The following is a 24,757-nucleotide window of genomic DNA, read 5'->3' as shown; positions in this document are numbered from 1 at the left end:
TCTTTCCACTTTAGCATCTAGAATAATCACTTTTATTTATGGTATCATGCCTCGGTTCGAAGGGCTTCCTTGAATTCCTCTGGTGTTGCATTCCACCATTCCTCGTTACGTGAAATCAGCAGCTCACGCAGTGCTTTCTTCTCGACGTCGCCAAGGCCATCCAGAATGATCTTGCGCTTCATCGCCGCATCCATTTTATTCACATGATCGGCGAGGATCTTCCAACCACGACGGGCCTCCTGGTCGATCCACATTTCACAGGCGGTCATGCCTGCATAATGCTGTCCTTCGGCGGTACGGTCTACAGCGACCCACACGATCCATACCTGGCGTCCATTCGGCACTTCATCCCGGTTCATGCTGAAACGGATACCCTTCTCCACCTTACTCTTCGCATGCATGGCTCCAATATCAACTCGGGCCTCGCCATTGTCGATAATGACAGGCGACAGACTGTTCAGATCGATGGAGCCTGATCCAAACCCTTTATGCTTACTCTTACTATTAATAATATTCAAAGCAATCGGTTTCTTCGCACCCTGCTTCTGCTCTTCATTCTCCACTGCTGCCGACCTCCTATATCAGAGCCGATTCTTACGTATCAGCTGCTAAATTGATAACCTTTGTCCCAATAATTTTATTTTAACTAATAATCCCCCAAAAGCAAACATATACATGCACTAGATGCTTGTCAACGGGAGGTTGTTCGATATGGTCCCACCACGTGCTAAAGTCTTTCTATCATCCCTGCTTGCCATAGGTTTGCTTGCAGGATCGATGCCGATATTTCTGAATCCAGGGTCCTCAGCGTCTGCTCTTGCCCCAAATGCGGGCAAGCCCTCCGTCTCTGCTGTGGAGAAGGCCCCTCTCTCACCGCCTAAGGTGCAGCCTAATATTCCCGCTCCGGCCTTAAGCGACCGACTAGTGGAATATCATATGGATGTTCGGTACGAGCCTGAGGAGAACAAGCTTAAGGGCAAACAGACGCTCACTTGGACTCATCCAGGCAAAAAAAGCGTAAACGAGCTGTACTTTCATCTGTACCCCAATGCATTTGCTTCCAATGATACGACCTTTATGAAGGAATCGGGTGGCCGGCTTCGTTCCGATCCCATGCCAGACGACGGATTCGGCTCCATGACGATTACCAGCGTGAAAACAACCGAAGGTCTGGCCCTGACCCATCGCCTTCAATTTGTCCAACCTGACGACGGTAACATCAAGGATCACAGCCTTGTCAAGCTCCGATTGCCTAAACCCATCAAGAGTGGCGAGAGTGTCACCATTCACTTGGAGTTTGAGGTCGAGCTCCCCAAAATATTTGCTCGCATGGGTACCACCGAGAATTTTATTATGGCGGGGCAATGGTTTCCTAAAATTTCGGTCTATGAACCGGCTGGTCTTCGCGGAAGAACAGAGGAAGGCTGGAATCTTCATCAATACCATGGCAACTCCGAATTCTATTCTAACTTCGGCATTTATAGCGTTCGCATCAGAGTACCCGAAAATTACATTGTTGCTGCGACTGGATTCCCTACCAAGCCTGCCCAAAAAATTAACGGGGAAAAAATTTATCAGTTCTATGCGGATGATGTACATGATTTTGCCTGGTCGGCATCGCCGAACTTTGTCACGGCAGAAGAAGCATTCTCCGCACCAGGCGTACCGGGCGTCCGCATCAAGCTGTATCTCGATCCAGCCCATAAAGACTTAAAGGAGCGTTACTTTGATGCTGCCAAGTCGGCACTCGCTTCGTTTGGAAAATGGTACGGAACCTATCCGTATTCCACGTTGTCCATCGTCGTTCCGCCAGAATCGGGCAACGGTGCAGGCGGCATGGAATACCCGACGCTGGTCACGGCCTTCGGGGCCAAAAACGATTCGCCGGGATATGAGCTGGAGCGGACCGTCATTCATGAAATTGCCCATCAATATTTTTACGGAATGATCGCAAGTAACGAATTTGAGGAAGCGTGGCTGGACGAAGCCTTCGCAACCTATGCAGAAGAACGAGTGATGGAAAAAGAATACGGGATTACCTCCAATACGGCGGCTCAGGGAGCATCCATCACTTCCCCTGCACCGCTGAAGATGGAATCCTGGAAATACAGCTCGCACGAAAACTACGCACTGAATGTTTACACGAGGGGCAAGCTGGTGCTGCAAGGCATCGAACGACAGGTCGGTCCGCGGATGATGGAGAAGATTCTTCATACGTACGCCCAGAAATACCGCTTCAAGCACCCGACCACGTCCGACTTCCAGAAAGTTGTAGAGCAAGTAAGCAAAACGTCCTGGCAGCCGTATTTTGACCAATATGTATATGGAAGCCAGATGGCGGACGTTGCCATCGACGTGATCAAAACCAAAAATAAAGGCACGGCGGAACATCCTCGGTATGAATCTACGGTCAAGATAACGAGCAGGGACGGGGATATAACCGATGTGCCAATCGTGTTCGCCTTTGAGGACGGCAAAACGGTGGAGCGAACCTGGAGCGGCAAGGACCGAAAAGTTACTTACACCCTGGAGTACAGCACTCCGCTCGCCTGGGCCATGGTTGATCCGAAATATTCCATCGTCCTAGAGAATAAACACATCAATAACTATATGAAGGCAGGAATGGATCCGAAGGTGGTTACACGCTGGAATCTCAGTATTACCAAGCTTGTGGAGACGCTGTTCGGCAGCCTGTCATGGTGAGGGGGGAGCACATGAAAAGTTACGCAGGCCAAGGGTGGATCAGTGTTAAAGACCAGCTATACGTCTCGATTCTGCTCTTCTTATACCGTTTGCTGTGGGGATACTGCCTGTACCGACTCGTAAAATCGGCAGTCGTTCCCCTTCTTATGCGATATCCGGATTCTGCCCCTAACGAGCTCAGCCGTCTTTTATTCTTCTACGAGGGCGAGATGAGCCTATCCCTGAGCAGCACGGTCCACACCTACGCATGGCTTCTGGCCGGTTTGCTCTTGATCAGGATAATCTTCACCCCGCTCATTCGGGCCGGCATCTTCTACAACCTTCACCAGGAAGCTAAGGGCGAGCGCGGTTTATTCTTCTTCATTGGCATGCGGAAACTGTGGAAACCCGTAACGCTATTCTATCTGATAGAGCTCATTCTCACCTTTGCGCCCGGTTACTGGATTCTGCCCAAAATCCTTCCGATTCTGCTGAATGGGATTCAAGAGCCTGTTCTGCTGCTTCATGCACTGCCCTATGCAGCTGGGTGGTTCTTGTACGCCTATCTGATCCGCCTGTTATTGCTCTATATGCAATTCGGGCGCACTGGGGGGTTCGGTATGATCAGCTCTATTCTGGCACTCTTCCGCCGCTTGGGCACGGCAGTGCTGTTGTCCATCACCATCGGCGGATCAGCCTGTATCATTCTGCTGCTCCTGAGCTCGGCTTCGCTCTTCTGGGCCGGGTTGATCGGCTTAATTATTCAGCAGGCCTCTTATTTCCTGAATGGATTATTCCAAATTTGGGTAATTTCCACCCAATATCATTTGTGGAGAGATTCCTCCTCACAGCATTCTTAATCGTTACAATTCGTTACCCTGATATGGTGAATCATGCTCGCGAATAAGCTGTAATCCGAAGTGACACGTTTTTATCTCGAGCTTGATTTTACAAAGAATAAGCATTCATTTATCCTCTATATTACAAATTTCTGAGCGCCAAATTACAAAAAAACCTGTTTCCCCAAGATGGGGACAGGTTTTTTTGTTTAAAAATGATCTTTCCTCGTTTGCCAAATTGTTAATACTCTGCTAAAATAACGAATATGTTAGTAACAACTTTGTCATCTTTACTGTAACTTTTTTGTTGGAACGATGTAAATTCGTTAACTATGTTGGAACGTCAGACGTCAATGAATGGGTTCATCAACATTTTAAGGAGCCGAATTCCCATAACGATATGGGAAGCGGGGGATCCGTTTTGGGTGAATTGATCTCGCAAGAGAGGGATCATAGGGGACCTTTCAACCGAACCCTTAAGCTAACCTCGCAGGCAATGGAAGGAGCTTTTTGTTTTGAAAAAGAAGTTAACGGCTGTTTCTCTCGGCCTCGCACTCGCACTCACATTAGGGACCGGAAGCGCTTTCGCCGATTCCAAATTAAATACAGCAATCAAACCAGCCATTGGTGTCTCTTATAAAACGGGTGGAACCACAACGAATGGTTTTGACTGCTCCGGATTCACCAGCTATGTTTACAAGAAGCTTGGCCTTAGCCTGCCGCGAACGTCTGCAGCTCAATACAAAGTAGGAACGGCAGTATCCAAGAGCAACCTGAAAGCTGGCGATCTCGTGTTCTTCAACACATCCGGTAGAGGTATCTCTCATGTGGGTATTTATGTTGGAAGCGGCAAATTTGCTCATTCCTCATCTTCGCGTGGTGTCATGATCAGTCCGCTAAGCCAGAGCTATTACGCCAACCGATATGTAGGCGCTAAGAGAATTATGAGTCAGAATACGTACAAATCTGTAGCTGTGAACTACAATTAATGTTGGAACTTTATTGATTTACTCTTATAAGAAGCCCTGGGTTTATGAGATTGTGCCGATCTCATCCAGCGGCTTTTTTCTTTTGTTGATTGTGTGTATACCTTTATAACGTTTAAGACAACGAAAAAGTTTCCACTTTTCAAAAAAAAATGAATGAAGATATTGAAATGACTTCGTTTGGTTATTCCATCCCCAATATCCTCTTATTCTTTATATACCCTTCTCTCTCTTCATTAAACACCGTTTTGGGAAAATATTGATTTTATCTGACGCTTCGACAGCTAATACGATTGAAAAATAGCAAAATTCATCAAGAAATAATTGCCAATCCCGCTTACTGTCTGATAGAATGGACGCAGTAACAACTTTGTCATTAATGTAAGTGCTTTAATACATAGATTGCTATGCCTCGCGGCAGCGAAAAGGAGCTTTCCATGCTGAAGAAAACATTATCAACAGCAGCCCTTAGTATCACACTGCTATTCACTTTGGGCGTTGGCAGCGTGTTTGCTGATAGTGCGCTGGATCAGGAAATCGATAAGGTGCTAGGTACACGATACAGCTACGGCGGTACGACCGCGAGCGGATTTGACTGCTCCGGCTTCACCATGTATGTATATGCCAAACTCGGTTTGAAGCTCCCGCATCAATCCGGCTCTCAATTCGACATGGGGACAAGCGTGTCCCGTAAGGATCTGCGCGCTGGCGATTTGGTGTTCTTCAACACATCGGGCCAGGGCATCTCCCACGTCGGCATTTATGTCGGCGATGACAAATTTGCCCATGCCTCGACCAACCGCGGCGTGGTTATCAACCGCCTTGCAGAGGAGTACTATGATCAGCGATACGTGGGTGCAAAGCGTATCATGAGCGATGATACGTATGAAGAGTCGGCTGGTGAATCATCCTAAGCTTTAGAGGCTAATCATCCCTATACATACTGCTTGCCCGTTAAAGGAGCCCTTACCTCTCTTTGACGGGCTTTTTGATGCGACTTGGATATTCGGAAAAGGGTTATCATTCATATATACGATAGGAGGACTTCACCAATGGATGCAACACCGATTTCATTTCACACCGTAGTCATGCGTGAAGAGCACGCAAAGGAAATATGCGCCTGGACCTATCCTCCTCCCTATAATATCTATGGCTTTCTTCCCTGGGAGCAGATGAAAGGACTTGAGGTCGAGTTTGGCGATCCCGACATTCGCCAGAGGCAGTACATCTCGATTCTGGATGAACGGGAGGCCCTGTGGGGATTTGCCCAGCTGTTTCCGATGCACGAGGTGACACGAATCGGACTTGGCATGCGGCCTGATTGGTGCGGGCGCGGAATGGGTAAACGGTTTATGGAGGCGATTGTTCGGGAAGCCAGGCGGAGGCGGCCTGTCGACGAAATCGACCTTGAGGTGTTGACCTGGAATGAGCGCGCGATCCGCACGTATCAAAAGGCAGGCTTTCATATCACCGATACGTATGAGCGACTTACACCAACGGGAAATGCCCTTTTCCACTGTATGGTGTATGAGCCGCCGGCTAATGAGGAATAGTAATCTTTGTCTATATGAAAAAGCACAATTTTGTGTACTTTTTATGAAGCCGCGCCGGATAGTTGCTTTTTTTGTCACAACTGGCTATGCTGTCTATGGATGTTGGTTTATAATGGAGACAAGTGCAAGAGTGCAGTATACATAGAAGGGACGATATGACGATGCAAAAATGGATCATGAGCGGATTGTTCTTCGTCGCATGTGCGTTGGCTATCGCGCTGATGTTTACGCTCCCAGGTAAGGAACAGGTGGCTCAGGAAGAGAAGCCGACCATGCCGGAAGTGACTCTCGATGCTGCCGCAGCGGAAGCCACAATGAAAGCAAGCTGTATTAGCTGTCACGGCGACCAACTTCAAGGCGGCGCTGGGCCGGCTTTGAATCAAGTAGGCGGACACATGGATGCGGACGCAATCTTCAACGTTGTAACCAAAGGTCGTAAGGGAATGCCTTCCTTTAAAGATCAACTTAAGCCCGAAGAAATCGCAAACATCGCGCTATACCTTGCTGAGAAAAAATAAATCAGCTTATACGCAAAACACGCTTGCACCTGGAGCTCTTCCCGGCGCAAGCGTGTTTTTACATATTCGGGACCTCTGAGGGGACTAACCGTCCCCCTCCTATTGTGCCGCCTTGCCATCCTTCGAACGACTCTTCTCATAGGCTTCGTTAAACTGCTGCGCTTCCTTAATATCCACAGCCGTAATGCCACCGTCGTCCCAAGAGGTGAGACGAAGTGTAACGACTTTATAATCTATGGTGATGTAGGGGTGATGTCCGAAAGCTTCTGAAATAGCTGCCACTTCATCAACAAAAGCAATTCCCTTCATGAAGGAGGAGAAGGTATACTTCCGTACAATCCATCTCCCTTGTTCAAATTCCCAACCCTCAAGCTTTTCCAGATGAGCCTCTACTTCTTGCTGCGTATAAAGCATCTTTTATCTTCCTCCCCGAAAAAAACCTATCTTAAAGCCGACTTACACGTAATATGGTCTTTCTGTCATCTATTCTATTCTGCCCTGTATCTGTTGATAACTGGAGTGATTACACAAGAGCCACAAAGGCCAACTCTTCTTCACCAATCAAAATATGTATTCGATGGTTCGTTTGATCATGCATGACCACGCCGCTGCCAACATTAATCACCGGCTCTGTGCCTAGCGCATAGAACAAATCCTCAGCCAGCGCTTCATGAACCTCATTTCTCTCGGCTTCACCCAGATTGTCCCAATCCTCAGCTTCCATTTCAAAGAAGACATAGCTGTCGGTAATTCGTCCGACCGCCTCGGTCAGTTCTGCCAGAATTTCGCCGTAATCTCTTCCGTGTTTAACGCCCATCTCCATCACTCCTTTCCTTGCCGTACTTAGCTTCGTTTCCCTTCCTTCCATTATACCGGAAATTACAACTAAAAAAAAAGCCCGACCTGACGATAAATAGGATAACGCCCCACAAAAGGGGTCCGGTTCTCCATGAGAACCGTTCTGACGAATGGATTCGTTATTTTATTTCTCACGGATGAGGTGTGGTATGGAAATTTCAACAATTATAGGCTTAATAATCGGTATCGTCGCGGTACTGGTGGGCATGGTTCTGAAAGGTGCCTCCCTTCTCGCTTTGTATAATCCGGCAGCCTATCTAATCATTCTTGGCGGTACGGCAGCAACTTTATTCATCGGGTTTCCGCTAGTCGAGCTGAAAAAGATTCCGAAGCTGGTCAAGATGACCTTTGTGAAACAGAATCTGATGGACAAAACGGAAATGATCAAGCTGTTTATGGAATGGGCTTCGATCACACGCCGTGAAGGTCTGCTGGCTCTTGAAACCAAAGTCGATGAGATCGATGACACCTTCCTGCGTAACGGGATGCGCATGATCATCGATGGCAACGATCAGGAATTCGTACGTGATGTATTAATGGAAGATATTAATGCCACCGAAGAGCGCCATCGTTCCGGCTCATTGATCTTCTCCCAAGCCGGTATGTATGCACCTTCCCTCGGGGTACTTGGAGCCGTTATCGGTTTGATCGCTGCATTATCCCATATGGAAGATATGGGCGAACTCGCCCATGCCATCGGGGCTGCGTTTATTGCAACCCTGCTCGGTATTTTCACCGGTTATGTCCTCTGTCACCCGATTGCGAATAAACTCAAGCGTCTATCCAAACGTGAGGTTGAAATCCGCCTGATGATGGTAGAAGGCCTGCTGTCCATTCAGTCCGGTGTATCCACCATTGCAATCAATCAGAAGCTCTCCGTGTTCCTGACACCGTCCGAACGGGCTGAGCTCAGCGAGAGGGAGGCTGGTGCTAGTGAGCAAAAAGACTAGACACGAGCCGCATGAGGAGCATGCCGACGAATCCTGGCTTCTTCCTTACGCAGACCTACTGACCTTGCTTCTGGCCTTGTTCCTGGTGCTATACGCCATGAGTGCGACGGATGCACGCAAATTTCAAGAAATGAGCGAAGCCTTCAGTGTTGCTCTCACCGGCGGAACCGGTGTGCTGGATTACAGCAAAACGGAATCCAGCGATAATCCGCCCAATATTAAGGATCATAAAGCGACATCTCCTTCCGTTCCCGCAACAACACCTGACCAACGGCGTGCAGAGCTGATGCGTCAGGAACAACAGGATCTGGAAAAGCTGAAGAAGCAGCTCGATAATTATATTAAAAATAACGGTTTAACCTCGGAGCTCAGCACCAAGTTGAACCACTCCCAGCTTGTCATTACGATACGGGACAACGCCTTATTCCCTTCCGGCGAAGCCGTTGTGAAGCCGGAAGCCCGTAAACTGGCCAAGGCCATCTCGCAAATGCTTCACAAGTTCCCGGACTATGAAATCATTGTATCCGGCCATACGGATAATGTGCCAATCTCTAACAGCCGCTATCCGTCAAACTGGGATTTAAGCTCGGATCGAGCCTTGCAGTTCATGAAGATTCTGCTTGCCAACTCGGAGCTGGATCCTAAACGGTTCATGCCGATCGGTTATGGTGAATATCATCCGATTGCTGATAACAACACCCCAGCTGGGCGAGCGAAGAACCGCAGAGTCGAGGTATCCATTATACGTAAATACCAGGATAGCGCCACCTTTACAAGCGTGAATGAATAACCCAAATGGGAACGGGTCCCTACAGACTATAACACACAATAAACAACCGATGCATCTGGTCTTACAGATCCCATCGGTTGTTTTTGTTTAAGATTATAGAAGTATTTTAGCCAGCTACTCGAGCCTGTAGTTCAGCAGCTGACCAAGCTCTTCCTTCTCCTTCTCGCTAAGATCACGCCATGAACCGATGCGTTGACTGCCAAGACGGATATTCATAATCCGGATTCGCTGCAGCTTTCGGACCTCATAACCAAAAGCGCTGCACATTCTGCGGATTTGGCGATTTTTACCTTCGGTCAGAATGATTCGGAATACGCGCTCGGACATTCGAGTGACCTCACAAGGTAGCGTTATCTCACCCAAAATCTTTACGCCGCTGGACATCCCGCTAAGGAAGGATTCCGTTACCGGGCGATCCACCGTCACAATGTATTCTTTCTCATGTTTCCCCTCAGAGCGAAGGATCTTATTAACGATATCTCCATCATTCGTCAGCAAAATCAGTCCCTCAGAGTCCTTATCCAATCGTCCGATAGGAAAAATACGCTCGTTGTGGCCTACAAAGTCTACAATATTGCCCTTAATATGCGATTCGGTGGTGCTTGTAATCCCGACCGGCTTATTAAGAGCAATATATACATGCTTTTTCTTATCCTGAAGCGGCTTTCCCTGGATCCGGACATCGTCGCCTTCCTCTGCCTGGCTTCCCAGGACAGCAACCACGCCATTAATGGTGACCTTCCCGCTCTCCACCAGCTTATCTGCTTCACGACGGGAACAATATCCCGTTTCACTGATAAATTTATTAATTCTCAAGATGCCATCCCCTTATCTGTAACTACTTCTTGCTTAATTCTCAATAGCATTCGGCTGGACTACAGGCAGAACTATACTCACCTTCGTGCCCACACCTACTTCACTCTCGATTTCCATCATACCCCGGTGACCCTGAATAATACGCTGGCTTACCATCAATCCTAGCCCTGTGCCCGTCTCCTTATTCGTAATAAACGGTTCGCCAAGATGCGGCATCAGATCTTCCGGTATGCCCTGCCCTTCATCCCGAATATCGATTTGTACCCATTCGCCCTTCGGCCTTGAAAGCTCAATCCAGATACTGCCGCCATCGGGCATCGCTTCAATCGCATTCTTGAGCAAATTGATAAACACCTGCTTGAGCTGATTCTCCTCACAGTGTACGTTGGTAAGTTCATCAGTAAATTTCAATTTGAACTCGATGCCGTACAAATGAGCTTGGCTGTCGAGGAATGAAATGACATCTCCCATGATGAGTCGTACATCCCTCTCTTGGAAATGAATCGCCTGCGGCTTCGCTAATATCAGAAATTCACTGACAATGAGGTTAATTCGATCCAGCTCCGACAGCATTAGATCAATATGGTCCGGATTAACCTTGTGGGTCTGCTGCTGGAGCTGCAGAAATCCACGGAGGGTCGTAAGCGGATTCCGGATCTCATGAGCAACGCCAGCAGCCAGCTGGCCAACGGTATTGAGTTTCTCCGAACGACGCAGCAGCTCCTCGATCCGATTGCGTTCCGTCACATCCCGAGACACGCTAATCATGGAGGTGACCTCACCGTTCTCATCATGCACCAGCGAGGTGCTAATACTGACCTCGATCGTGCTTCCATCTTTGTGAAGACGGATCGTCTCCACCGGAGGAAGCCGTTCCCCGGCTCGCAGGCGACGGATGCGCTCCTTTTCTTCTTCCTCCTTGGCCGGAGGCACAAGTGCAGGCTTCCGTCCAACCACTTCGTGCGCTTTCCAACCATACAATTGCTCAAACGCTTTATTCACACTAATAACCCGTTCATAGGTATCGGTTGTATGAATGGCATCTGCTGTCTGATTAATGACCGACTCCAGATATTCCTTAACGGACTGATTCTCATCGACCATTTGCTTCAACTGGCTCGTATAGTTGCCCAGATTACGTGTCATCGCATTGATTCGACCCGCAAGCTGCCCCAGCTCGTCCCGGCTGCTTACCTCCAACCTTCGATCAAAGTGACCATCCGACACATCGTTTACCGTCCCCAGGATGGCCTGAATCGGCTTGGTAAAATACCCTGCAACAATATAACTGCCGAATATCACGATTTCCAATAAAACCAATGAAATGGCCACAAGACTGATCATCTGCTCCCTCATCACGGAGGAGATGGCTTCATAATCCATGACGACACTGATGACACTGGTCGGTTTATTTTCGGTTACGATGGGGATGAAGCTTTTTAGCACCTTCTTGTTATTGATAGTACTGACAAACACCACATTATCGCCGGTAGAAACGGCCCTCTGCACAGCTTCCGCATCTTGGTCCAGGCTCCCATAGTCGTAGGTGCCGAATGTAATCGGTCGATTGCGAAGCTTGTGGTGAACATCATCCGTTCCATCTTCTCTCATATATTCATTGCCAAACGTTTCAGGGTTGATGCCTGTTACTTCTAATATTCGCGGATTCGACTTCAAAGTCTCCTTCACAACCGTATCCGGACTTGTAATCTTCACAAAGTCCTTGATATTCGAATTCCTTATGTAGGGATCAATAATATAATTGCGCTTGCTATCGTAATAGTATCCCCATTTATCAATGAATTCCGGATTGGATGTGGAAAACTCAAACGGTCCTGACCAAAAATGATCGGCGCGCTGACCCTCGGTAACGGAGACGACTTTACCATACTGGAACAATTCCAGAAAAGCCGTATGCCAGTACCCCCAGTTCTTTGTTGAAAGGCCGATTTCATCTGGAGTGGAGGATCGGGCAACAACGACATCATCATTCGTCCGGACCAATAGTGATATGTGGGTGACGCCGATCTCTTTACTCAATTCCACCAATTGCTGATTGGTTATATTGTTAATATCCGGATCCAAAGCTTTTGCCGCATTGACCGCGGCTACCTTCAGCATATCACCGAATATATTATCCACATATGCAGAACTAAAGCCGGTTTGCTGGACCGTGATGGCGATCTGAGTAGCGGCCATCACCATTTTGGTTTCACTATCCTGCTGCAAATTTTCCTGGGTTGTGTAATAGTTCAGCGTAATGTTGAGCAGAAGAATAAATAATACCGATATGGACATGATCATCGATAATTTCGTCTTAATCGACAAGTGGCATCTTCACCTTTCTGCTGTCACATAGACGACTTGCGAATCTAATACCCTCATGATACCTTGATCACGAACGTTTGAAAAGACAAGCAGCTTTACGGCTATATGGTTTTTTTTCCACAATCGCATTGCTATTGAAATAGGGAATCCTTACAATATAAGAGGCCATTCCCGGTAAAAAACAACGTATCCACAGATTGCGCACAAATACACAACTTATCTGTGGATAATGTGCATAACTTTGTGCATAACATCTCGGTTGTCCACAATTCTGTCCACAACATGTTAACAAACGAATAAATGTTCGTTGAACATTGGGTATAAATACAGGGTTTTAACGGGCTGTGAAAGGAGACTTTAGTTTGATATCAAATTCAATAGACCCACTGGCTGTGGATAACGATAATCATGAACGCTGGATGAAAGAAGCCATCGCGGAAGCACGGAAAGCCGAAGAGCTCGGCGAAGTTCCTATCGGCGCTGTCATCGTGCGGGGTGATGAGGTTATTGGCCGTGGATACAATTTGCGTGAAACGACTTATGATGGGACGGCCCATGCCGAGATGGTGGCTATCCGTGAGGCAAGCAAACATCTTGGAGCATGGCGGCTGCTCGACTGCCGATTGTACGTGACGCTGGAGCCCTGCCCCATGTGTGCGGGTGCTATCGTCCAATCGCGGGTCCCACAGCTGATCTATGGCACTCGCGATCCCAAAGCCGGCTGTGCCGGCACACTGATGAATTTGCTTCAAGAACCGCGTTTTAATCACCGTACTAACGTGATTGAGGGCGTGCTGCAGGAAGAATGCGCATCACTACTCACTCAGTTCTTCCGACGTTTGCGCGGGAAAATATAATCCTTGTATAGTTGTATGTATAAATATGTATAGAAACGTAAAAACCCGGCCATGATGGCCGGGTTTTGTTGTCTACGATGAATGATATTAATAAGTGCCCATTTGGCTCATGGATTCCTCAAATTGCTCCATCGTGATGACATCAGCATCTTTTGGAATACCGATTTTGAACTCTTGTTTAGCGTTGATGTTGTTGTATTGGGTGCTACCCTTCACAGCCAACTTCACGTTCTCTTTCGTTTCTGGATCATTGAAATCAACGTTCAACACAATATCCTGATATGCAGGGAAATCCTTTTTATCGATAGCCGTGTTGATGTTGAATGTGTTGATCTTCAGATACTTCTGCATCTCTTCCAAGCCCGCTTTGAATTCGTCTTGGTTAACGTTGGAAACTTCAGCTTTAGCAGAGTCGATATCTTCTTGGGTCAGACCGAGCATTTCGCGGTACTCGTCTTTAGCTGCAATGTCAACAACCTTAGGTGCAACCTTGTTTACCATAATATCCAATGCTTCATTCAGGTTATCATTGGTTACAAAGAATTGAACCACTTGTTTGGCATCCACGCCTTCTGGAAGGCCAGCATCTTTAACATTGATCTCTTTGAAGTATTTCGCTTGGTCATATTCACTCAGCAAAGCTTCAAGGATTTCGTTTACGAATTTTTGGGATTTCTCGGTATCCAGGCTTTCCGGATTAAATGTTTCACCGGATTGCTCAGCAAGCTCTTTCATATCCATAACGAGGAACTTACCAACAACGTCCTCTGGGAATGGCAGCATTGGAATGCTTGGAATCTTAACGTAGATTTTCTCTTTCGTCATCACCATATCAATGTTGAAGGACATTGCCATGTCACCCTTCAGATTGATACCCATGTTCATCTCGGTTTGCATTGGATCCGCTTGGTAGATACCGTCCAGCGTAACCTCAGCATTCTTCAACATCGTCATCGCCTGTGTTACGCTTGGATCGCCTTCAACTGCAGGTATGTTAACTTGAAGGTCTTCAATGACAAATTTACTCTTCATTTCGTAGGATGTCATCTTCATCGCGTTCGTGGCAGCATTCGTCATCGCTGCCTTAGGCTCTTCTTTTTTGGCGCAGCCGGAAAGTACAACTGTCACTGTGAGCAGCAGTGTCAGCATGATAGCTGCAAACTTCTTGTTCATTAAAATTTCTCTCCCCTCTAACAGTCAAAAAAATAACAGACCTTCTAATCATAAACCATTTAACCAAAATGAGAAACACTTTCTGGAATATTTACTGAAATTTTATTTCCTTTCTTTTTCCATCCATCTTAAATTTAAACTTCTTAACATGCGAATAAGGTGGGGCCCCAAAATATTACACTTGAACACTAATACGGAAGTTGGACGCAAAAGGTTTCAAATCGAAAAAAAGAACTTCCTGTCGAAATACAGGAAGTTCCCTCGATTCTTGCTTTCTAGCCTCTCCGTATTTGGCTCCTACAGGCTTCTAGCCCTCCGGATTAAAATGTCCATCCTGTTTACGGATCTTCGCTCTGTGCGAGCCTGACAGCGGCTCCTGGCCCCCACGGTCAGGGTCCTTGCGCTGCTTCGGCTGCTCCTGTGCTTCCGGTACCGGAATCGCCTTTGGTTTGCTCATCTGATAGCCCTCCATTTCATGGATCACAACGATGTCCTACGCCTATCCTACCTTTGATGTCCACATCATGAAGGACAGTATGGAAACTGTCTCACTCATTCATGGAACTAGTGATGCGTGATTTGCTGCAGCGTTTGGGCACACTCATGAATATGGCGCGTATAGTCGCCCACCATGCCCTGAATATTCTCATTACGCTCATCCGTCGTCGCACCCTCACGCTCTACATCGACCAGATCGACCTTCACTTCCCGCGAATCCACATACGTGCATTGAAAATCAAACGAATAATCCTGGCGACCTGCTGCATCAATGTGAATGCGGATGGCGTTCGGATCCCCTTCGTCTGCTGCCACTTCTGCGCGATCTCCCGGCTTTAATATGGTGGACAGCCTTTCCTGCCAGGCATTGACCAGCGTCGACTGATCTACATTCAGTTCTGAGTTCATGTTCACACCTCCCCTTCTCTATAAATTGCGATAACAGGGGATGTTTTATACAGCAGCCTCCATAAAGCAGAAACCTACTGCAGAACAGAACAATCAATACCTTCCTCTAGTAAAAAAGACAATAAAAAAAACCGATTCCTTAAAGGAAACGGCTTGCGTTTGATTATGTATGGCGGAGAGGATGGGATTCGAACCCATGTGGGCTTGCACCCTAACGGTTTTCAAGACCGCCCCGTTATGACCGCTTCGGTACCTCTCCACGTGGTAATGATTCATGCAAAATGAATCACGTGCAAAAATCATTATACCACAAGACAAACTATTTTATCAACTCATTTTTTCTGTTCGATGATACTAACGTTCCCCATGTACGGGCGAAGTACTTCGGGAATAACTACGGATCCATCGGCCTGTTGATAATTCTCCAGAATCGCAGCGACGGTACGTCCTACCGCAAGCCCGGAACCATTTAAGGTGTGGACAAATTCCGGCTTGCTCTTCGGTTCCGGACGGAAGCGAATGTTGGCACGGCGAGCCTGGAAGTCCCCAATATTCGAACATGAGGAGATTTCACGGTATACGCCACTCTCTGGAAGCCAAACTTCCAGATCGTATGTCTTCATGGATCCAAAGCCCATATCCCCGGTACAGAGAGCCATTACGCGATAAGGAAGATTCAGCAGCTGAAGCACACGCTCCGCATCCGCCGTCATCTTCTCAAGCTCATCAAAAGATGTTTCCGGGTGTACAATCTTCACCATCTCAACCTTGTTGAACTGATGCTGACGAATGAGCCCTCGTGTGTCACGCCCTGCCGCGCCGGCTTCCGAACGGAAACATGAGCTGTACGCTACGTAATATTTAGGCAGATCCTCACTATTTAAGATTTCCTCGCGATGATAGTTCGTCACAGGAACCTCAGCAGTTGGGATCAGATAGTAGTCGGTATCGCTAATTTTGAATAAATCCTCTTCGAATTTAGGCAGTTGTCCTGTTCCGTACAAGCTGTCCCGGTTGACGATATATGGAGGCAGCATTTCCTCATAGCCGTGTTTGTCGCTGTGCAGATCCATCATAAAACTGATCAAGGCCCGCTCAAGACGAGCACCCAAACCTTTGTAGAACGTAAATCGTGAACCCGTTACCTTCGCACCTGCTTCAAAATCCAAAATACTCAGATTCTGAGCAAGCTCCCAGTGTGCCTTAGGCTCGAAATCGAAAGCTTTTGGCTCCGACCAGCGGCGGATTTCCACGTTCTCCTCCTCCGAAGCGCCAACCGGCACACTCTCATGAGGGATATTCGGAATCGCCAAAGTAAGCTCGGATATGCTGGCTTCCAGCTCACGAACTTCCTCATCCATCGCTTTAATCTGGTCTGACACTTGTCGCATTTCCAGAATCAGATCATCGGCATTCTCACGATTCTTCTTCAGCTTAGCTACTTCAGCCGACACGGTGTTGCGGCGATTCTTCAAACTTTCGCTTTCCTGCAGCAATTCCCGGCGCCGGGCGTCAAGCTTAGGAAAATCCGCAATCAGATCAAGCGATTTGCCTCGATTCTTCAGCGCTTCTTCTACACGACTGTACTCGCTGCGCAATATTTTTACGTCTAACACGGGAAACCCTCCTAAAGTAAAACATCCATCAAGTATATCGAAGCAGCTGCCCTATATGTTGATAAAAAGCCTTGGGACAAGGCTGCATTGTACGTTATTACATACGATACATCTTATTGTATTTCAGCGAAAAAGACAACTTGACTCCCACATACTGCCAAAGAGTCAAGATGTCTTCTACTGTAACTATTACGTCTGTGGTGCCGTAGACTGCGATCGAACCATCTCCACAAAATATTGATGAAGTCGGTAATCGTCCGTCAGCTCCGGATGATAGGAAGCTGCGAGCAGATGTCCTTGTCTGGCTGTGACGATCTCATCCTTATAAGTGGACAGGACCTCAACGCCCGCACCCACTTCTAGAATGAGCGGCGCACGGATGAAGACAGCCCGTACCGGTTCCTCGATTCCTTTTACAGGCAAATCGGTCTCGAAGCTTTCACGCTGACGTCCAAATGCATTCCGCGCCACCGTAATGTCCATCAGCTTCAGATGAGCCTCTTCGTCGCCTTGAATTCGCTCAGCCAGCACGATCAGTCCGGCGCATGTTCCGAATATCGGTTTACCCTGGGCTGAGAACTGACGAATCGCATCCATAAAATCATACTTGCGCATCAGCTTGCCGATGGTGGTGCTCTCGCCGCCAGGGATGATCAAGCCGTCAATGCAGTCTAGCTGCTCGACCTTCTTAATCGGCACCCCCTCGGCACCAGCAAGCGTAATGCTCCGTATATGCTCTGCAACGGCACCCTGAAGTGCCAGTACTCCGACCTTCATGTTACCCCTTCTCTCTTACCAGCCGCGATCCTGCATACGCTCAGCTGGACTAAGCTTGGATATCTCGATGCCTTTCATCGGAGTACCCAGGTTCTTGGATACTTCAGCAATCAATTTATAATCATCATAATGCGTAGTCGCTTCAACAATCGCACGAGCGAACTTCTCAGGGCTGTCCGATTTGAAAATACCGGATCCAACAAAGACGCCGTCAGCGCCTAAATGCATCATCAATGCGGCATCTGCAGGTGTTGCCACGCCGCCAGCTGCAAAGTTAACGACAGGCAGCTTGCCTGTCTCATGAATGCCCTTCAGGAGGTCAAAGGAAACACCGAGGTTCTTCGCTTCCGCATACAGCTCGTCCTTCGACATGTTACGAACTTTACGGATTTGACTGTTGATGAGGCGCATATGGCGAACGGCTTCCACGATATTACCTGTTCCCGGCTCGCCTTTCGTACGGAGCATGGATGCACCTTCACCAATACGACGAAGCGCTTCACCGAGGTCCTTCGCACCGCATACGAACGGTACCGTGAAATCCCATTTATCGATATGGAACACTTCATCCGCCGGTGTCAGCACTTCACTCTCGTCGAGATAATCCACGCCAAGAGATTCAAGCACTTTCGCCTCGACATAATGACCGATACGAGCTTTGGCCATAACTGGAATGGATACAACTTTCATGACTTCCTCAACGATGGTTGGGTCAGCCATCCGTGCTACTCCCCCAGCAGCGCGAATATCGGAAGGAACGCGCTCCAGCGCCATAACTGCCGTTGCACCGGCAGCTTCAGCGATCTTCGCTTGTTCCGCATTCATGACGTCCATAATGACGCCGCCTTTTTGCATTTCCGCCATACCTCTTTTTACAGTTGATGTTCCTGTTTCCATGTCCCCTAGCCTCCCGATTATATGTTGTATCTCATCGCCATTACAGCATTACCTGGCGACCTAGTCTGTACCTGTATAGGTGCATGCTTGCAATGAATCTAACTTGATATTTTACCGCATCAAAATCAAATACACAACCCATTTACTCGGAATTTATCGGTGGTTAGAAAAGATTTTTGATGGAATCAAATAAATCAGCGAAAAAGTCTCCAATCGCCCGCAGGAACAAACTGAACCAGCCTGCCTTCTCAACTTCCTCCGCAGTGATTAGATTTACCGTTTCGGTCTGGGTGTCCTTCATACCTTCTATTTTATATGTGTAGGTCACCGTACCAACCTTCGTATCCTTAGCAACAGGAGCTGTCAAGCTGGAGGAGTCCTGCTTGGCTTCAAAGGTAATGTTCTTGCCTGTTGAGCCTTTGGGTACAACAAAAGTGACTGCTTTATCGGTTACGAGTGCAGCTTCCTTGCCTTTACCCTTCTTCACTTCGACGTTTTCAAAGCCTTGCACGGTTGCACCGGCAGCTTGAGCTTCCTTCACTTCGAAGTTGTCAAAGCCGTAATCAAGGACTTTTTTGGACTCTACAAAACGGGCTCCTTCGGATTTCGTACCCATGACCACACTAATCAGCCGCATGCCATCACGCTCAGCGGTACCCGCGAAGCAATACTTAGCCGCATTGGTATGACCTGTTTTTAAACCATCCAATCCTTCATAAGCATATTTCTTGAAGTTGGTAATATCTTTATTGGCTTCAAGCATCCAGTTGTAGTTGATGATCGGATTCGTATCTCGATCCCGGAATTTGTGGGATTGTATTGCTGTGAATCTTGCAAAATCAGGGTGATCCTCGACAATATATTTAGCAAGTAAAGCGGTATCCATTGCCGACATTACCGTTTCTTTATCTTCTGCAGGGCGATATTTCTCTGGCATATCAGCACGGCTGAGGCCAGTTGAATTAATGAAGAAAGCCGTCTTCAGTCCCATCTTCTTCGCCGTATCGTTCATCATGGTAACAAACTCCGCTTCGGAACCAGCCACACGTTCCGCCAATGCTACTGTAGCATCATTCGCTGAACCAACAGCCATTGCTATGTAGAGTTCTTCCACTGTATGTTGATCGCCTTCAGCCAAAAATATGCGTGATCCTACTGTCTTGGCTGCATTCTCCCCTACAGTGACCACATCATCCCAAGCCAATTCGCCTTGCTTCACTTTCTCTGCAACAATGTACTCCGTCATCATCTTCGTCATGCTCGCCGGTGGTAATGCCTCATCAGCATTAACGGATAGTAGGACTTGTCCTGTTGATGGCTCTATCAATACGGCAGAGCTTACATCCAGTCCAAGCTGATCAATCGATGGCACTTTATCCGGCTTCGCATTATTTGTTGTCGCCTTCTCGGTTGTTGCTTTGTCCTCTGTGGCGTTCGTTGTATCCGCTGTTGCCAGCAAATTAGGTGCCGCGAGTGAAACCGCAGGTGCAGCAGAGAAACAAAGTATATTAAACAGCATCAAGGATGCCAACGTTCTTTGAATGCGTTGTCGCTTATTCTTCTTTACAGACATGTCTATCAATGGAACTACTCCCCTCTAATTCTCAATAAGTCATTAACTTGTTCTATTCTATCATAGGGGGGGTATCAAAAAAAGACAAGCTAGATGAATTTCATCCAGCCTGTCCAGGAAATAAATGACATATATTGTTTATCCTTGTTCTTTCGAGTGAATTACAAGGAATAGTTAGGTGCTTCTTTGGTAATTTGGATATCATGCGGATGGCTCTCACGAAGTCCTGCGCCAGAGATACGGATAAACTGGGTGTCCGTCCGTAGTTCCTCCAGGTTTTCCGTACCACAATAGCCCATCCCGGAGCGCAATCCACCGATCAACTGATGGATAGTATCTGCCAAAGGCCCTTTGTAAGCAACACGACCCTCGATACCTTCCGGAACCAATTTCTTGTCGTCATCTTGGAAATAACGATCTTTACTGCCTTGTTTCATGGCAGCAAGGGAACCCATACCGCGGTAAGCCTTGAAACGGCGTCCTTGATAGATCTCAGCTTCGCCTGGGCTCTCCTCCGTACCGGCAAACATGCTGCCCAGCATAACGGCATTTGCACCGGCTGCGATCGCCTTCGTAATTTCGCCTGAGTATTTGATACCGCCATCTGCGATAATTGGCACTCCATACTCCTTAGCAACCGTTGCACAGTCATAAATTGCTGTGATTTGCGGTACGCCAATCCCGGCAATGACACGGGTCGTACAGATCGATCCAGGCCCAATTCCGACTTTAACGACGGATGCACCAGCTTCGATAAGCTCTCTTGTGCCCTCGCCTGTAGCCACGTTACCAGCGATAATCGTCAAATCCGGATACACTTCGCGCAGTTTGCGAACGGAGTCAATGATATTGATGTGATGACCGTGGGCGGAGTCAACGGTAATGACGTCTACGCCAGCTTTCACAAGCGCCTCTGCTCTTTCGAAGGTATCCTTGGAGATTCCGATCGCTGCACCTACAAGCAGGCGACCCTGAGCGTCCTTAGCTGCTCTAGGGAACTGAATCGCCTTCTCAATGTCTTTAATGGTGATAAGTCCTTTAAGAACATTATCATCGTCTACCAAAGGCAGCTTCTCAATCTTATGCTTCTGTAGGATCATTTCGGCATCTTGAAGAGTCGTTCCGACCGGAGCTGTCACCAGATTCTCGCTGGTCATCACTTCACTGATTACCGTATTGTAGTCATGAACAAAACGAAGATCACGATTCGTCAAAATCCCGATCAGCTTATTGTTCTCATCTACGATCGGTACACCGGAAATCCGGAACTTACCCATGAGCTCCTCTGCATCGGATACAAGATGATTAGCATGGAGGGAAAAAGGATTCGTAATAACACCACTTTCCGAACGTTTAACCCGATCAACCTCTTCTGCCTGTTGCTCAACGGTCATATTTTTATGAATAATGCCGATTCCGCCTTCTCTAGCAATGGCAATTGCCAAAGGAGCTTCCGTTACGGTGTCCATCCCAGCACTGATGAGCGGGATGTTTAATTTCACATGCTCGCTCAATTTGGTGCTAACATCCACTTCTTTTGGAAGTACCTCGGATTTTCTAGGAACCAACAATACATCGTCAAAAGTGAAGCCTTCCTTGCTAAACTTATCTTCCCACACCTGGGTTATTCCTCCTTTTTGTCGTCTTCCTGCGGACTACAACTACTGTCAGAGCTGGACCGGACGGCATTTTCAAGTATTTTCAGAAATATATTATTGCCATCTTAGCAAAGGGCCCATAGGCTGTCAAGGATTGAAATTCGCCCTTTGCCCGAAGTTCGCAAGTATCCATCCAGCGCGTTATCCTGTCCCTTAGGAATGGACAAACGGCGGGTTTCTTCTATTAAATGGAGAATCACCCGCGTTTAAGCCTCGTCTGCCAATATGCCAATCCCTTAAGGCATTTCCTAGAGGTCCAATGAATAGCTGTCGTTTAGTATCACCCAACCTGGTACGAGATAGTCTCGATTTCATAAATACATGCTATTGAATATAGGAAAAGACCGTTATCGAGTAATCGATAACGGTCTTTATGGTTGTTCGCTTGGCGACGTCCTACTCTCCCGGGACCCTTCGGTCCAAGTACCATCGGCGCTGGAAGGCTTAACGGTCGTGTTCGGTATGGGAACGCGTGGAACCCTTCCGCCATCGCCACCAAACGGTTCAGATGCTTGATCACCTGAAAACTAGATACGAAACGAATTTGCAGCACATTGAAATATGTTTTGGATAAGCCCTCGACCGATTAGTATTGGTCAGCTCCATGCATTGCTGCACTTCCACCTCCAACCTATCTACCTCGTGGTCTTCAAGGGGTCTTACGAATTGGGAAATCTCATCTTGAGGGGGGCTTCACGCTTAGATGCTTTCAGCGCTTATCCCTTCCGTACGTAGCTACCCAGCCATGCTCCTGGCGGAACAACTGGTGCACCAGCGGTACGTCCATCCCGGTCCTCTCGTACTAAGGACAGCTCCTCTCAAATTTCCTACGCCCACGACAGATAGGGACCGAACTGTCTCACGACGTTCTGAACCCAGCTCGCGTACCGCTTTAATGGGCGAACAGCCCAACCCTTGGGACCTACTTCAGCCCCAGGATGCGATGAGCCGACATCGAGGTGCCAAACCTCCCCGTCGATGTGGACTCTTGGGGGAGATAAGCCTGTTATCCCCAGGGTAGCTTTTATCCGTTGAGCGATGGCCCTTCCATGCGGTACCACCGGATCACTAAGCCCGACTTTCGTCCCTGCTCGACTTGTAGGTCTCGCAGTCAAGCTCCCTTATGCCTTTGCACTCTTCGAATGATTTCCAACCATTCTGAGGGAACCTTGGGGCGCCTCCGTTACTCTTTAGGAGGCGACCGCCCCAGTCAAACTGCCCGCCTGACACTGTCCCCGTACCGGATTACGGTACCAGGTTAGAACCTAGATACGATCAGGGTGGTATCCCAACGTCGCCTCCACACAAGCTGGCGCTCATGCTTCAAAGGCTCCCACCTATCCTGTACAGATCGTACCCAAATCCAATATCAAGCTGCAGTAAAGCTCCATGGGGTCTTTCCGTCTTGTCGCGGGTAACCTGCATCTTCACAGGTATTAAAATTTCACCGGATCTCTCGTTGAGACAGCGCCCAAGTCGTTACGCCATTCGTGCGGGTCAGAATTTACCTGACAAGGAATTTCGCTACCTTAGGACCGTTATAGTTACGGCCGCCGTTTACTGGGGCTTCGGTTCACAGCTTCGGATTGCTCCTAACCGCTCCCCTTAACCTTCCAGCACCGGGCAGGCGTCAGCCCGTATACTTCGCCTTACGGCTTCGCACAGACCTGTGTTTTTGCTAAACAGTCGCTTGGGCCTTTTCACTGCGGCCCCCTCGGGCTATTCACCCTACCGAGGCACCCCTTCTCCCGAAGTTACGGGGTCATTTTGCCGAGTTCCTTAACGAGAGTTCTTCCGCGCGCCTTAGAATTCTCTTCTCGCCTACCTGTGTCGGTTTGCGGTACGGGCACCTTCACCTGACTAGAGGCTTTTCTTGGCAGTGTGAGATCATGACCTTCGCTACTATAATTTTCACTCCCCATCACAGCCCAGCCTTATCGATGTGCGGATTTGCCTACACATCAGCCTCACTGCTTGGACGGACATCCATCAGTCCGCGTCACTACCCTCCTGCGTCACCCCATCGTTCATAACGGTTTACGGTGGTACAGGAATTTCAACCTGTTGTCCTTCGATTACGCCTTTCGGCCTCACCTTAGGTCCCGACTTACCCTGAGCGGACGAGCCTTCCTCAGGAAACCTTGGGCTTTCGGCGGATCAGATTCTCACTGATCTTTTCGTTACTCATACCGGCATTCTCACTTGTATGCTGTCCAGCGCTCCTTACGGTACACCTTCAACCTACATACAACGCTCCCCTACCCCTGATGCAAAGCATCAAGCCATAGCTTCGGTGGTGTGTTTAGCCCCGTTACATTTTCGGCGCAGAGTCACTCGACCAGTGAGCTATTACGCACTCTTTAAATGGTGGCTGCTTCTAAGCCAACATCCTGGTTGTCTGTGCAACTCCACATCCTTTCCCACTTAACACACACTTGGGGACCTTAGCTGATGGTCTGGGCTGTTTCCCTTTTGACAATGGATCTTAGCACTCACTGTCTGACTCCCGGATATAAGTCTATGGCATTCGGAGTTTGACTGAGCTTGGTAACCCTTGCGGGCCCCGCACCCAATCAGTGCTCTACCTCCACGACTCTCATTCCGAGGCTAGCCCTAAAGCTATTTCGGGGAGAACCAGCTATCTCCGAGTTCGATTGGAATTTCTCCGCTACCCCCACCTCATCCCCGCATTTTTCAACATACGTGGGTTCGGGCCTCCAGTGCGTGTTACCGCACCTTCACCCTGGACAGGGGTAGATCACACGGTTTCGGGTCTACGTCCACATACTAACTCGCCCTGTTCAGACTCGCTTTCGCTGCGGCTACGGCTTCTCGCCTTAACCTTGCATGGGAACGTAACTCGCCGGTTCATTCTACAAAAGGCACGCCATCACCCATAGATCGGGCTCTGACTTCTTGTAAGCACACGGTTTCAGGATCTATTTCACTCCCCTTCCGGGGTGCTTTTCACCTTTCCCTC

The 24,757-nt window shown here is 48.2% G+C and carries 22 protein-coding genes, 1 tRNA gene, 2 rRNA genes and 1 riboswitch (1 of these 26 cut by a window edge); of the genes, 9 read left to right on the top strand and 16 right to left on the bottom strand.

The features are described 5' to 3' along the window. Positions 1 to 44: 44 nt before the first annotated feature. Complete coding sequence (locus MKY48_RS00510; RefSeq protein ID WP_339269270.1) at positions 45 to 563, bottom strand: YwhD family protein; 519 nt, start codon at positions 561 to 563, stop codon at positions 45 to 47. Positions 564 to 711: 148 nt separating this feature from the next. Here MKY48_RS00510 and MKY48_RS00505 point away from each other — a divergent pair, with 148 nt between their 5' ends. From MKY48_RS00505 to MKY48_RS00480, 6 genes are all read left to right on the top strand, one after another. Beyond that, positions 712 to 2,703: a M1 family metallopeptidase gene (locus MKY48_RS00505; protein WP_339269268.1), complete on the top strand. Its 1,992-nt coding sequence runs from the start codon at positions 712 to 714 to the stop codon at positions 2,701 to 2,703. Between the two features lie 11 nt (positions 2,704 to 2,714). Beyond that, positions 2,715 to 3,542, top strand: a complete 828-nt coding sequence (locus MKY48_RS00500; RefSeq protein WP_339269266.1) for a hypothetical protein — start codon at positions 2,715 to 2,717, stop codon at positions 3,540 to 3,542. A 349-nt stretch (positions 3,543 to 3,891) separates the two neighbouring features. Further along, positions 3,892 to 4,032, top strand: a riboswitch (cyclic di-AMP (ydaO/yuaA leader). A 4-nt stretch (positions 4,033 to 4,036) separates the two neighbouring features. Then, positions 4,037 to 4,510 (top strand): C40 family peptidase, encoded by a 474-nt coding sequence (locus MKY48_RS00495; RefSeq protein WP_076326372.1) that lies wholly within the window; start codon positions 4,037 to 4,039, stop codon positions 4,508 to 4,510. Positions 4,511 to 4,947: 437 nt separating this feature from the next. Next, the gene (locus MKY48_RS00490; RefSeq protein WP_339273344.1) at positions 4,948 to 5,421 is read left to right on the top strand and encodes a C40 family peptidase; all 474 of its coding nucleotides are present in this window, start codon (positions 4,948 to 4,950) and stop codon (positions 5,419 to 5,421) included. A 138-nt stretch (positions 5,422 to 5,559) separates the two neighbouring features. Beyond that, positions 5,560 to 6,060, top strand: a complete 501-nt coding sequence (locus tag MKY48_RS00485; RefSeq protein ID WP_339269264.1) for a GNAT family N-acetyltransferase — start codon at positions 5,560 to 5,562, stop codon at positions 6,058 to 6,060. Positions 6,061 to 6,221: 161 nt separating this feature from the next. Next, on the top strand, positions 6,222 to 6,578 hold the full coding sequence (locus MKY48_RS00480) for a cytochrome c (RefSeq protein ID WP_076326397.1): 357 nt from the start codon (positions 6,222 to 6,224) through the stop codon (positions 6,576 to 6,578). Positions 6,579 to 6,677: 99 nt separating this feature from the next. Here MKY48_RS00480 and MKY48_RS00475 read toward each other — a convergent pair whose 3' ends face one another. Further along, complete coding sequence (locus MKY48_RS00475) at positions 6,678 to 6,992, bottom strand: 4a-hydroxytetrahydrobiopterin dehydratase (protein WP_098741259.1); 315 nt, start codon at positions 6,990 to 6,992, stop codon at positions 6,678 to 6,680. Positions 6,993 to 7,101: 109 nt separating this feature from the next. After that, on the bottom strand, positions 7,102 to 7,395 hold the full coding sequence (locus MKY48_RS00470) for a hypothetical protein (protein ID WP_339269261.1): 294 nt from the start codon (positions 7,393 to 7,395) through the stop codon (positions 7,102 to 7,104). A gap of 190 nt (positions 7,396 to 7,585) precedes the next feature. Between MKY48_RS00470 and motA the strand changes: the two genes are divergently transcribed. Together motA and motB are read left to right on the top strand one after the other, a co-directional pair. After that, positions 7,586 to 8,386 (top strand): flagellar motor stator protein MotA, encoded by an 801-nt coding sequence (gene motA / locus MKY48_RS00465; protein WP_339269259.1) that lies wholly within the window; start codon positions 7,586 to 7,588, stop codon positions 8,384 to 8,386. Continuing rightward, positions 8,370 to 9,176, top strand: coding sequence for a flagellar motor protein MotB (gene motB / locus MKY48_RS00460; RefSeq protein WP_339269257.1), 807 nt, complete (start codon positions 8,370 to 8,372; stop codon positions 9,174 to 9,176). Before motA ends, motB begins: the two co-directional genes overlap by 17 nt. A gap of 114 nt (positions 9,177 to 9,290) precedes the next feature. Here the strand turns inward: motB and rluF are convergent, their stop codons facing one another. Next, positions 9,291 to 9,992 (bottom strand): 23S rRNA pseudouridine(2604) synthase RluF, encoded by a 702-nt coding sequence (rluF, locus tag MKY48_RS00455; RefSeq protein ID WP_076326366.1) that lies wholly within the window; start codon positions 9,990 to 9,992, stop codon positions 9,291 to 9,293. 33 nt (positions 9,993 to 10,025) lie between these two features. Continuing rightward, a complete protein-coding gene (locus MKY48_RS00450; RefSeq protein ID WP_339269255.1) occupies positions 10,026 to 12,320 on the bottom strand; it encodes an ATP-binding protein in 2,295 nt (764 codons plus the stop codon). A 419-nt stretch (positions 12,321 to 12,739) separates the two neighbouring features. Between MKY48_RS00450 and tadA the strand changes: the two genes are divergently transcribed. Then, positions 12,740 to 13,177, top strand: coding sequence for a tRNA adenosine(34) deaminase TadA (gene tadA / locus MKY48_RS00445; protein WP_339273343.1), 438 nt, complete (start codon positions 12,740 to 12,742; stop codon positions 13,175 to 13,177). A gap of 87 nt (positions 13,178 to 13,264) precedes the next feature. Here tadA and MKY48_RS00440 read toward each other — a convergent pair whose 3' ends face one another. The 11 genes from MKY48_RS00440 to MKY48_RS00390 form a co-directional block, all read right to left on the bottom strand. After that, positions 13,265 to 14,350 (bottom strand): hypothetical protein, encoded by a 1,086-nt coding sequence (locus tag MKY48_RS00440; RefSeq protein ID WP_339269253.1) that lies wholly within the window; start codon positions 14,348 to 14,350, stop codon positions 13,265 to 13,267. A 307-nt stretch (positions 14,351 to 14,657) separates the two neighbouring features. Continuing rightward, a complete protein-coding gene (locus MKY48_RS00435; RefSeq protein WP_076326362.1) occupies positions 14,658 to 14,807 on the bottom strand; it encodes a spore protein in 150 nt (49 codons plus the stop codon). A 107-nt stretch (positions 14,808 to 14,914) separates the two neighbouring features. Then, positions 14,915 to 15,256, bottom strand: coding sequence for a hypothetical protein (locus tag MKY48_RS00430; protein WP_076326361.1), 342 nt, complete (start codon positions 15,254 to 15,256; stop codon positions 14,915 to 14,917). Positions 15,257 to 15,426: 170 nt separating this feature from the next. Then, a tRNA-Ser gene (locus MKY48_RS00425) sits at positions 15,427 to 15,515 on the bottom strand. A gap of 73 nt (positions 15,516 to 15,588) precedes the next feature. Continuing rightward, complete coding sequence (gene serS, locus MKY48_RS00420; RefSeq protein ID WP_076326360.1) at positions 15,589 to 16,872, bottom strand: serine--tRNA ligase; 1,284 nt, start codon at positions 16,870 to 16,872, stop codon at positions 15,589 to 15,591. 189 nt (positions 16,873 to 17,061) lie between these two features. Then, entirely contained in the window at positions 17,062 to 17,649 is a 588-nt protein-coding gene (gene pdxT, locus MKY48_RS00415) for a pyridoxal 5'-phosphate synthase glutaminase subunit PdxT (protein WP_339269249.1), read from the bottom strand. Positions 17,650 to 17,664: 15 nt separating this feature from the next. Next, positions 17,665 to 18,546, bottom strand: a complete 882-nt coding sequence (gene pdxS / locus MKY48_RS00410) for a pyridoxal 5'-phosphate synthase lyase subunit PdxS (RefSeq protein ID WP_215163952.1) — start codon at positions 18,544 to 18,546, stop codon at positions 17,665 to 17,667. Positions 18,547 to 18,709: 163 nt separating this feature from the next. After that, complete coding sequence (locus tag MKY48_RS00405) at positions 18,710 to 20,128, bottom strand: D-alanyl-D-alanine carboxypeptidase family protein (RefSeq protein ID WP_339269246.1); 1,419 nt, start codon at positions 20,126 to 20,128, stop codon at positions 18,710 to 18,712. Positions 20,129 to 20,280: 152 nt separating this feature from the next. After that, complete coding sequence (gene guaB, locus MKY48_RS00400) at positions 20,281 to 21,738, bottom strand: IMP dehydrogenase (protein ID WP_339269244.1); 1,458 nt, start codon at positions 21,736 to 21,738, stop codon at positions 20,281 to 20,283. A gap of 422 nt (positions 21,739 to 22,160) precedes the next feature. Beyond that, positions 22,161 to 22,277 (bottom strand): 5S ribosomal RNA (rrf, locus tag MKY48_RS00395). 66 nt (positions 22,278 to 22,343) lie between these two features. Further along, positions 22,344 to 24,757: ribosomal RNA gene (locus tag MKY48_RS00390) — 23S ribosomal RNA — on the bottom strand; it runs 512 nt beyond the window's last position.

It is taken from the genome of Paenibacillus sp. FSL W8-0187 (genome assembly GCF_037969755.1).
Lineage (GTDB): Bacteria > Bacillota > Bacilli > Paenibacillales > Paenibacillaceae > Paenibacillus_AQ.
Note: the sequence above shows the minus strand (reverse complement) of the source record. Positions and strands in the feature narration are given on the sequence as shown.